Raw genomic sequence first — 10853 nt, 5'->3', positions numbered from 1 at the left:
AAGGTTTGATGCTCAAAGAATTGTTTACTGTTAGTTCGTAATGAATTAACTGTTTTAGTCACTCTTCAAGACTTGTTTAATCTTTTTCGCCTTTCGGCGTCAGATAGGGTCTTGCGAGTGCCCACACAGATTGTCTGATTAATTTGTTAAAGAGCGTTGGCAACCGGACATTCGTTCCGGGTTGCGAGGCTGCGTATCTTACGCTTTTCGCCTCCGGAGTCAAGCGTTTATTTTCGCTTTCCTTCCCCTGGCCTTCGCGGCATGTTGCAGCTCAGCGTCGGTCAGTGGTGGCGCATTATAGGGAGTTTTCCGCGCCTGACAATAGTTTTTTTGAAAAAAATTACTGACCGGTGATTATTACACCAAATTGCACTTAAGTTGGTAGTTTTTCGAGCATAAGGAAGCCATATTCGCGTAAAACGGGACACAATGCTTCATTATTTGGTTCTATCTTCGTGCAATAAGCCACGTTATCTACCGTTGTTAAAAACAAATTATCCTGATTTTTAATCAACCACGCCGTTCTACGGGCAATCGCCGCGCCCGAATCAATTAATCTTGTCCCGTCAGGCAGCACTTGTGAAAGCTCTTCTGCTATTAAAGGAAAATGGGTACAACCTAAAATGACCGTATCCGGCGGTTCTTTCATTCTCAACCACGGTTTCAATATTTGTTCCAACTCTTTTAGTGAAACATCCTTACCATGCAGTTTCCTTTCAGCCAATTCCACCAGCTCAGCCGAGCCTATTGAGTAGACCTGACAATCTGTAGCAAATCGGGTAATTAATTCTTTGGTATAGTCACGGTTCACCGTAGCTCGTGTCGCCAATAATCCTACGACACGATTACAACTCAGTTTTGCGGCGGGTTTAATTGCAGGTACAACCCCCACAACAGGAAAGGAAAAACGTTCACGCAAAGCAGGCAAACTGACGGTACTGGCGGTATTACAAGCGATAACGACAACGGCCAAAGGGTGTTTTCTCTGAATAGTATCAACAACCTGAACGACTCTTTCGATAATCACTTCAGCCGTTTTTTCTCCATAGGGGAATGCTTCATTATCGAAAGCATATATATAGTGGAGATCAGGCAGTAACTGTCGGATCTCTTGATAGACAGATAAACCGCCCACTCCAGAATCAAACACCAGAATCGTTGGACGGGCGGTTTTGTTTAAATCAGAAGTTGTAACTGCCAGTGAGGTAATATTCTCTTCCCGGGGTGCGATAGCCATAGGCTGTCTCATAATTTTTATCAAACAGATTAGCTATTCTAGCACGTATTGTAAGGTGGTCAGAGATTGGATATGAAGCGTTGATATCCCATAAACTTACGCCCCCTAACTTCACGGTTTTCGCAGGAAATACGCTATGAACCTGATCGTAACGCTGACCAAGATATTGGTAAGTGATTCCCCAATCGACATTGAGAGCTCCCCAGTCTAACTGGTATTTAACTTGCTGCTTAGCCCTGCGGATTAATGGCTGATTATTGCCATCTCGCGGATCAACATACTGTAAGGTTAATTGATGCTGAAATAGGCCGGTATCGATTGTTCCCGTCCACTCAGCCCCTTTTATTTTTGCTTTACCCATATTTTTATAATGGTTATTGGTAAAATCTATCAATTGTTCAATATCGTTACGATAAGCAGACAAACGCCAATTAAGTGCCCCAGTCAACCCTTCCATTCCGATTTCCCATTGCTTGCTTTTTTCTGGTGCCAGATCCTCACTTCCCCATTTACTATAAAGCTGACTCAAGGTAGGAGCCTTGAATGCCGTTCCATACGAAGTGATAAAACGATAACCATCAGTAAATTCCCAGCCGATTCCGGTTTGCCACGTAGTATTCCAGTCATATTCAGAATGGTGATCTGAACGCACAGCACCTTCTAAAATGACATCCTGAACCTTTTGCTGTGCAGTTAAATATAGTCCCGTATTATCAACATTTTTTTGTACAGGGATGTTATTGGAACCTGCGGCAACCGATTCTCTTTTCCAATCAATCCCACTACTGATTGCACCATGACCAACCTGCCACGTATTTCCCCATTGGGCATTGTATTGTTTTGAATCACTCAGACTGGAGTTTTTACCATAACGCCCATAATTAGGAGCATAATTGTAATCTTTGACATGGCTGTAACTAGTAATGAATTGAGAAGAATAAGTGCCTTGATTAAATTGAATGCCAGCATCATAGGTACGGCTAAATAATTCGCGAGTATCTGTATCGCCGAGATTCCATGCATCATAAGCCGTCCGATTATTAAACCCATAGGCTCTGGCAAATCCGCTAATTTGTTCATTTATTTTATGATCTATTTCCAACCACAGCATTTTACTCATAAAGCCATCACGATCTGGCTGACGATATCCCCCTGTTTTACCATCAACTATCACATCAAACCCTTTGGTATAGATATAACCTGCGGCGGCGGTTAATAACGTATTTTCACCCAATTCTTGTTGTGTCGAACCAGTGTAATTCTGATATCCATTCGAGCCGAATCCCGCACTCAGTGTTGTTCCCCGCTGTTCTCGCTTTGTTATGATATTGATCACCCCACCGATAGCATCAGAACCATATACGGCAGAACGGGCACCACGGATATACTCTATTCTTTGCACCATTGGGATTGGGATTTGGCTAAAATCAGCCGATCCCGTGATGCCAGCCTGATTCAACCGAATTCCATCCACCAGCACCAAGGTGTGACTTGAATTCGTGCCACGGACAAATAAAGAAGAGTGCTGCCCAATACCGCCATTCTGCGCAATATCAACACTGGGCAAACGGCGCAAAACATCCACTAAGCTGCTGGATTGCCAACGATCGATATCTTCACGCGTCACTACCGTCATGGGGGCCAAAACTGAAGAAATGGGCTGCTTAAAGCGATTGGCAGTAACCACCAACGGATCTTGATTATCAGCAACTGCAACATGGCTCCAGCCAGAAAGTACCGCCACAGATAAAAGAATAGGTTTTTTATTTGTCATAAGATTTGTGATGAGAAAGAGTGAATGTAATATCGAATGGCTATATCTCTAACGACTCTGCGCTTAACTATCAGGGTCATGCTACGGTGAAGACCGTAGAGTGTCCAGAGTCCCTACCCTCAAAAAAAGGGGTTGATAGACCAGAAAACTGGACATCCTTTATGCTTCCCCTACCTTTACTCTTCACCTGCCTTTACTCTTCACCTACAATGCCGCTCGGAAATTTTTCTTCACGCGACCCTATGAGAGCCAGATAATGCAGAATGCCTTGCCAACGGAAAATTATGAAAACCAATTGATGGAGAAGGTCCATCGTCTAAAAGGAATGATGATCCCCTTTAGCGCACCTGAGCCTGAAGTTTTCCGTTCCCCTGCATCACATTACAGAATGCGGGCAGAATTCCGTATCTGGCATGAGGAAGATGACCTCTACCATATCATGTTTGATCAACAGACTAAGCAGCGTATCCGTATTGATCAATTTCCCGTTGCCAATCAACTCATCAATAACATGATGCAGGCGATCATTGCTGGCGTAAAAGAGAATCCCGTATTACGTCACAAACTGTTTCAGGTGGATTACCTTTCCACCCGCAGCAACAAAATGATTGTTTCCCTGCTTTATCATAAAAAACTGGGGGATGAGTGGCGTGAACATGCCATCGTTCTGCGCAGCCAATTAACGGCGGAAGGATTTGATGTCCAGCTTATTGGACGTGCTGCAAAAACCAAAATCATGCTCGACCATGACTATATAGATGAAGAATTACCGGTTGCAGGTAAGAACATGATCTACCGTCAGGTTGAAAATAGCTTCACACAGCCGAATGCCAGCATCAATATCCATATGTTGGAATGGGCGATTAATGTCACCAACGGCTCTAAAGGCGATCTGCTGGAACTTTATTGTGGCAATGGCAACTTTTCTCTGGCGCTGGCACAGAATTTTGATCGGGTACTGGCAACAGAAATTGCCAAACCCTCGGTTGCTGCTGCGCAGTTTAATATCGCAGCGAACCAGATTGATAATGTTCAGATTATCCGTATGTCGGCAGAAGAATTTACACAGGCAATGAATGGAGAGCGAGAATTCAATCGACTGCAAGGCATTGACTTAAAGAGTTATCAATGTGACACCATTTTTGTTGACCCGCCCCGCAGTGGTCTGGATGAAGATACGCTCAAAATGGTTCAGGCATATCCATGTATCCTGTATATCTCCTGCAATCCGGAAACACTCTGCCGGAATCTGGAAACACTGACACAAACGCATCAGGTCAGCAAACTGGCTCTTTTTGATCAATTCCCTTATACCCATCATATGGAATGTGGTGTGCTGCTGGAAAAAAGAACCTAACCATCACTCAATTGCCCTCACCTGCTGACTGAAAAACAAAAACGCCACTAGATGAATCTTGTGGCGTTTTTTAGTGATCCGTTTCCGATGAAAACTATCAGTTTTGGTTCTCTGAAGTAAACATCGCTTGTTGTTTGCGCCCTTTCATTTTTAGGTAGATCCAAAACACCAAGACAGTAGCAATGATGACAGGCAGGAAATTAGAACCTATTGCCGGATATTCCATCCGAATAAATGCGCTGTACATAAACATGCCCAGAAAGAAACATCCCGTGGCCAGTTTCGGTAACCCTTCTGCCATCGGATAATTCAAATAACGTTGATGAAGGCCATACAAAGAAAGTGCCAAGGTAATAATAGGGAAAATAGAAAAAGGGACAAACGAATTGAAAAAGGCTGAGAAAGTTCCATGTGTTGCCATTCCAACGATAAGAGCCAGCAACATTGTGCTTTTATCCTGGCGGTATTGTTCCATCGTATTATTCTCCTTTCATTATTATTCAGAAGGTTTAGGGATCGCTTTAGGGACAGTGTTTTTTTCTTGCTCACGACGATACCAATAATAAGCACCTTTGGAAATCATGCGGAGTTGTAAAACTAAACGCTCTTCGAGGCGACGCCTTTTTTCTTCATCAATATCCAGCGCTTCTGCACCGGCACTGAATACGATTGTCACCATCGCCTCGGCTTGTATTTCGGTAAAATGACGTGGCATATGACTGGCTTGTTCAAGATAGTCTGCCAATTCAGCAATAAAATGTTGGATTTCCCGTGCTACAGCCGCACGAAATTCAGCCGATGTGCCGGAACGTTCACGCAGTAACAGCCGGAATGCGTTGGGATTGTTGCCGATGAATTCCATAAACGTGGAAACAGAAGTACGGATAACGCTGCCACCCTTTGCAATACGCTGACGTGCCTGGCGCATTAACTGACGCAACATCAGGCCACTTTCATCGACCATCGTCAGACCTAACTCATCCACATCCCGAAAATGACGATAAAAAGAAGTCGGCGCAATACCCGCTTCCCGAGCCACCTCCCGCAAACTCAAACTGGTGAAACTGCGTTCAGCACTCAGTTGACTGAACGCCGCCTCAATCAGGGAGCGACGGGTTTTTTCTTTCTGTTTTGCTCTAACGCCAGTTACGTTACTCACAACAATCCTGATCTATCTCGACTCTATGATGAGGCAAATATAACAGATTCTGCGGGGTTTGCTGTGATTGTTCTCTGAAAGATATTATCCATTTTTCCTGCTTTAGTTCTAAACAATAAGATAAAAACCATATGCTCATTGGGCTATTACATCAAATAATGTTAAGATAGCGTTGTTATTTTGTGTAAAAACAGGTCATTCCTCTATGCAATATACTCATTTTGATGCCATTGTCATTGGTTCTGGTCCCGGCGGGGAAGGAGCAACAATGGGGTTGGTGAAACAAGGTAAAAACGTTGCTGTTATAGAACGTTACAATAATGTCGGTGGTGGATGTACCCACTGGGGCACCATTCCGTCGAAAGCTCTCCGCCATGCAGTCAGCCGCATTATCGAATTTAATCAAAATCCGCTCTACAGTGATCACTCCCGTATTCTTCGTTCATCATTTTCTGAAATCCTACGCCATGCTGAAGTTGTCATTAACCAGCAAACAAAAATGCGCCAAGGGTTTTATGAACGCAATCGGTGCCGAATGTTTGCCGGTGAAGCAACCTTCATTGATGAACATCGTGTCAGTGTTCGTGATGCCGATGGTAATGTTGAGATATTAAGCGCAGACAAAATCATCATTGCCACCGGTTCCCGTCCTTACTGCCCCCCCAATGTCGACTTCACCCATTCCCGTATTTATAACAGCGATACCATCCTGCAACTGGATCATGAGCCACGCCATGTGATTATTTATGGTGCCGGGGTTATTGGCTGTGAATATGCTTCTATCTTCCGGGGATTGGGCGTTAAAGTCGATTTGATCAACACCCGTGATCATCTGCTGTCTTTCCTTGACCAAGAAATGTCTGATGCCCTGTCTTACCATTTCTGGAATAGCGGTATTATCATCCGCCACAATGAAGAATATGAGAAAATTGAAGGGGTTGATGATGGTGTGATTGTCCACCTGAAATCCGGCAAGAAAGTCAAAGCCGATTGCCTGTTGTATGCCAATGGTCGAACCGGTAATACAGACACGCTGGGTTTGGAAAATGTCGGATTGGAAACCGACAGCCGTGGCTTGCTGAAAGTGAACCGTGTCTACCAAACCAGCAATGAAAACATCTATGCGGTTGGGGATGTGATTGGTTATCCAAGTTTGGCCTCTGCGGCCTACGATCAAGGTCGCATTGCAGCAAAAGCGATCACGACAGGCGACGCGGATCTGCATCTGGTGGAAGATATTCCAACAGGAATTTATACCATCCCTGAAATCAGTTCCGTTGGCAAAACCGAGCAGCAGTTAACCTCCATGAAAATTCCTTATGAGGTAGGGCGCGCTCAATTCAAACATCTGGCAAGAGCACAAATTGCGGGAATGAATGTTGGCAGTATCAAAATCCTGTTCCACCGTGAAACAAAACAGATCTTAGGTATTCACTGTTTTGGCGAACGTGCGGCGGAAATCATTCATATCGGTCAGGCCATTATGGAACAAAAAGGTGAAGGCAATACTATCGAATATTTCGTTAATACTACCTTCAACTATCCCACAATGGCAGAAGCCTACCGTGTTGCAGCACTCAATGGGTTAAACCGGCTATTTTGATGTTTTTCCAAGAGCGTCGAAATAATTACCCATCTTAGCCCGAATCGCCTCTGCCAATTGCTCATAGCGACCGCGCAGAGGTGAACCGGGACGATAAACCAATATCACGGAGCGTTTAGGTTCTGGCGTATCACATTCCAGATAGCAAACACCATCACGTTTTCTCGTCCGTGGAACCGACAACTCAGGCAGTAAGGTAATACCACTGCCCGCCGCAACCATATTGCGCAACGTTTCCAGGCTCGTTGCCCTGAAATGAGTATCTTCTTTGGCTCCCGCCTGAAAACAGAATCCCATCGCCTGATCACGCAAACAATGCCCATCTTCCAGCATCAGTAACTTCTCACCGGATAGCTCACTCATTTTGATCTGATCGCGATCTGCCCACTTATGTTCTTCATATACCGCCAGTTTCATCGGCTCTTCAAAAAGCGGCACTTCAATAAAGGCTTCAGTCTCTTTCACCAACGCTAAAATGGCACAATCCAGCTTCCCGCTATCGAGCTGTGCCAGCAAGTTTTGGGTTTGCGCCTCATGCAGATACATTTCTAATTTGGGGAACAACTTATGCAGTTCAGGAATGATAAGGGGTAGAAGATAGGGAGCGATTGTCGGAATAAGACCGATATGCAGCGGCCCGGACATACTTTCACCTTGAAGGGAGGCCATCTCCTGCAAGACCTTCACTTCACGCAATACCGTTTTAGCCTGTTCCACCAGCAACATACCCTGTTGGGTAAACAATACCTTGCGGCTCGTGCGTTCCAGCAACATCACGCCCAACTCATCTTCCAATTTGCGGATTTGCCCACTCAGGGTCGGTTGGCTGACATGACAAGCATCAGCCGCCCGGCGAAAATGCCGGTATTCAGCCAGTGCCACAAGGTATTCCAGATCGCGGATATTCATTCCCACCTCTGCTTTTGATATCAATGAGAGTATTGATCAATAAATCATTATATCCACGCGGGCAAAAAACTATCAACCGATTGTGATTATTGGTGTTTTTACCTAAATCGTCGCTTCGCTTGGGCAATCGCCTGTTTCACTTGTTTTTGTGCCACCCCCCCTTTTGCCAGACGCTTATCCAGACAGGATTGCAACGACAAAACCTCATAAACATCCACTGAAATAGCATGACTGAATGTTTGTAATTCAGATAGAGAAAGCGCTTCCAGTGCCTTACCTTTGGCGATGGCGGCCACGACAACTTCACCCACAATATGATGGGCCTCACGGAATGGAACACCTTTTGCCACCAGATAATCGGCCAGCTCAGTCGCATTGGCATATCCCTGTTTTGCCGCCTCCTCACAACGGGGGCGTTTCACTTGAATGCCATCCAAGACCAACACCGCCATATGCAAACAATCCCGCCAGGTATCCAGCGCATCGAACAAACCTTCTTTGTCTTCCTGCATATCTTTATTGTAAGCGAGTGGCAGCCCTTTCAGCGTCATCATCATCCCGGTTAATGCGCCCTGAACCCGGCCGCACTTACCACGAATAAGCTCCAGTGCATCCGGGTTTTTCTTTTGTGGCATCAGGGAAGAACCGGACGTTACCCGATCGGACAATTCAACAAATCCCGCTTCGCCGCTGTTAAAGAAAATCAGATCTTCTGCGAAACGTGAAAGGTGGATCATGCTAATGCTTGCATCTGACAAGAGTTCCAAGACATGATCACGATCAGATACGCTATCCAAACTGTTGCGCGTCGCCGAAGCAAAACCTAACCATGACGCCAATTGTTCCCTATCGATATCGTAAGCCGTTCCTGCCAGCGCCCCACATCCCAACGGACTGACATCCAGCCGTTTCAGTGCGTCTTGCAAACGGCTTTCATCACGCGCCAACATTTCCGCATAAGCCAGACACCAATGGGCGAAAGTGACTGGCTGTGCCCGTTGTAAATGGGTATAACCCGGCATCACTGCATCCTGATTATTCTCAGCGGTGAACACTAACGCTTGTTGTAACTCAGCCAGTGCTTGCAAGATATGGGCGATCTGAGCCTTACACCATAATTTCAGGTCAGTGGCGACCTGATCATTACGGCTACGTCCTGTATGGAGTTTTTTCCCTAACTCTCCCACTTTCGTGATAAGTTGCCCTTCCACCCAACTATGGATATCTTCCGCATCGCTTTGCAAAATGGCCTTGGGGTTGATGCGCACTTCATCCAGTAACTCGTTCAGAGCCAACTCCAGCTTTTGCTGTTCTTCGGAAGTTAACACGCCCACCGTAACCAATGCCTTTGACCATGCAACCGAGCCTGTAATATCCTGTTCAGCCAAACGGTAATCAAAACGCAGTGAATCGTTGAATTGCTTGAACCGCTGATCGGCTTCCTGACTGAAACGCCCGCCCCAAAGTGCCATAATATCCGTCCTGTGCTCTCTATTTATTTACCATTGATGATTATTTACCATTGACGACCAAGCCATTGATGACCCAAAAATCATTTTTTACCATTCAACGCACGAATACGCGAAGAAAGCGAATAGAGGCGGATAAAACCTTCAGCATGGCTATGATCGTAAACCTCATCCTCACCAAACGTCGCGAACTCTTCAGAATAGAGGCTATTGGCGGATTTTTTCTGCACCGCAGTCACCTGCCCTTTATAGAGTTTCAGGACAACCTCACCGCTGACACTGGCTGCCAACATTTCTGCGGCGGCCTGAATTGACTGACGCAATGGGGCAAACCAACGGCCATCATAGACAACATAAGACATTTCCAGCCCCAGTTGCTGACGCCATTTAAAACTGTCGCGATCCAGAACCAACTGCTCAATACCGCGCAGCGCTTCCATCATAATGGTTCCCCCCGGCGTTTCATAACAGCCACGGGATTTCATGCCCACCAAACGGTTTTCCACAATATCGATCCGGCCAATGCCGTGCTTCGATCCCAATGCGTTCAATACGTTAAGGCATTGATAAGGAGAAAGAGACTGACCATTCACACCCATCACTTCACCGCTTTCAACCGTTACCGTGACATATTCCGGTTCATTGGGAGCATCTTCTGGCTCTGCGGTCCATACCCAACAATCTTTATTGGCCGCATTCCACGTACTTTCCAACACCCCACCTTCCGTTGAGATGTGCCATGCATTCTCATCACGACTATAAATTTTTTCCAACGTGGCGGTCGTCGGGATATCGCGCTCTTTCAAATAATCCAACAGCGCCTCACGGGAGCGCAGATCCCATTCCCGCCACGGAGCGATAACTTTCAGATGTGGCGCCAAAGCGGTATAAGTGCTTTCAAACCGAACCTGATCATTACCTTTACCCGTTGCACCATGAGCAACGGCATCCGCTCCCACTTTCAGGGCCAGTTCAACCTGCGCCTTGGCAATGATGGGGCGAGCCATTGACGTACCCAGCAAATAGCTGCCCTCATATAACGCCCCCGTTTTCAGCACAGGATAAACATATTCTTTGATGAACTCTTCACGCAGATCAACGACGCAACATTCAGCAGCCCCTGAACGCAATGCTTTCTGCTCCACCCCTTCCAAATCTTCACGACTTTGACCAACGTCAGCAACAAACGCGATCACCTCACAATTGCCATAATGCTCTTTCAACCACGGAATAATGGCCGAAGTATCTAAACCACCAGAATATGCCAGTACGATTTTTTTAATGCTTGTAGTTGTATTAGTTATAGGAGTACGAGTTATAGAGGGAGTCGCCATAGGGATAACCT

General features: G+C 45.8%; 9 protein-coding genes. 2 read left to right on the top strand and 7 right to left on the bottom strand.

Features of this window, described 5'->3' with window-relative positions; all coding sequences use genetic code 11:
* Positions 1-373 precede the first annotated feature (373 nt).
* Both murI and btuB read right to left on the bottom strand, forming a co-directional pair.
* Entirely contained in the window at positions 374-1237 is an 864-nt protein-coding gene (gene murI / locus Xbed_RS15455) for a glutamate racemase (RefSeq protein WP_086113793.1), read from the bottom strand.
* Complete coding sequence (gene btuB, locus Xbed_RS15450; protein ID WP_086113792.1) at positions 1182-3011, bottom strand: TonB-dependent vitamin B12 receptor BtuB; 1830 nt, start codon at positions 3009-3011, stop codon at positions 1182-1184. The genes murI and btuB overlap by 56 nt, the downstream gene beginning before the upstream one ends.
* Before the next feature lie 256 nt (positions 3012-3267).
* Between btuB and trmA the strand changes: the two genes are divergently transcribed.
* A complete protein-coding gene (trmA, locus tag Xbed_RS15445) occupies positions 3268-4368 on the top strand; it encodes a tRNA (uridine(54)-C5)-methyltransferase TrmA (RefSeq protein WP_086113791.1) in 1101 nt (366 codons plus the stop codon).
* A gap of 97 nt (positions 4369-4465) precedes the next feature.
* On the opposite strand, the gene Xbed_RS15440 is transcribed toward trmA, so the two are convergent.
* Both Xbed_RS15440 and fabR read right to left on the bottom strand, forming a co-directional pair.
* On the bottom strand, positions 4466-4843 hold the full coding sequence (locus Xbed_RS15440) for a YijD family membrane protein (protein WP_086113790.1): 378 nt from the start codon (positions 4841-4843) through the stop codon (positions 4466-4468).
* 21 nt (positions 4844-4864) lie between these two features.
* Entirely contained in the window at positions 4865-5527 is a 663-nt protein-coding gene (gene fabR, locus Xbed_RS15435; RefSeq protein ID WP_086113789.1) for an HTH-type transcriptional repressor FabR, read from the bottom strand.
* 205 nt (positions 5528-5732) lie between these two features.
* Between fabR and sthA the strand changes: the two genes are divergently transcribed.
* A complete protein-coding gene (sthA, locus tag Xbed_RS15430; RefSeq protein WP_086113788.1) occupies positions 5733-7130 on the top strand; it encodes a Si-specific NAD(P)(+) transhydrogenase in 1398 nt (465 codons plus the stop codon).
* Here the strand turns inward: sthA and oxyR are convergent.
* From oxyR to Xbed_RS15415, 3 genes are all read right to left on the bottom strand, one after another.
* Positions 7122-8039 (bottom strand): DNA-binding transcriptional regulator OxyR, encoded by a 918-nt coding sequence (oxyR, locus tag Xbed_RS15425; RefSeq protein WP_086113787.1) that lies wholly within the window; start codon positions 8037-8039, stop codon positions 7122-7124. The two genes, sthA and oxyR, sit on opposite strands and share 9 nt — an antisense overlap.
* Before the next feature lie 98 nt (positions 8040-8137).
* On the bottom strand, positions 8138-9511 hold the full coding sequence (gene argH / locus Xbed_RS15420; protein WP_086113786.1) for an argininosuccinate lyase: 1374 nt from the start codon (positions 9509-9511) through the stop codon (positions 8138-8140).
* Between the two features lie 80 nt (positions 9512-9591).
* Positions 9592-10842 (bottom strand): argininosuccinate synthase, encoded by a 1251-nt coding sequence (locus Xbed_RS15415; RefSeq protein WP_086113785.1) that lies wholly within the window; start codon positions 10840-10842, stop codon positions 9592-9594.
* Between the last annotated feature and the right edge of the window lie 11 nt (positions 10843-10853).

Origin of the sequence: Xenorhabdus beddingii, assembly GCF_002127545.1 — a bacterium.
In the GTDB taxonomy this organism is placed as follows: Bacteria; Pseudomonadota; Gammaproteobacteria; order Enterobacterales; family Enterobacteriaceae; genus Xenorhabdus; species Xenorhabdus beddingii.
The sequence above is the reverse complement of the archived record's forward strand: the minus strand, read 5'-3'. Positions and strand labels throughout refer to the sequence as shown.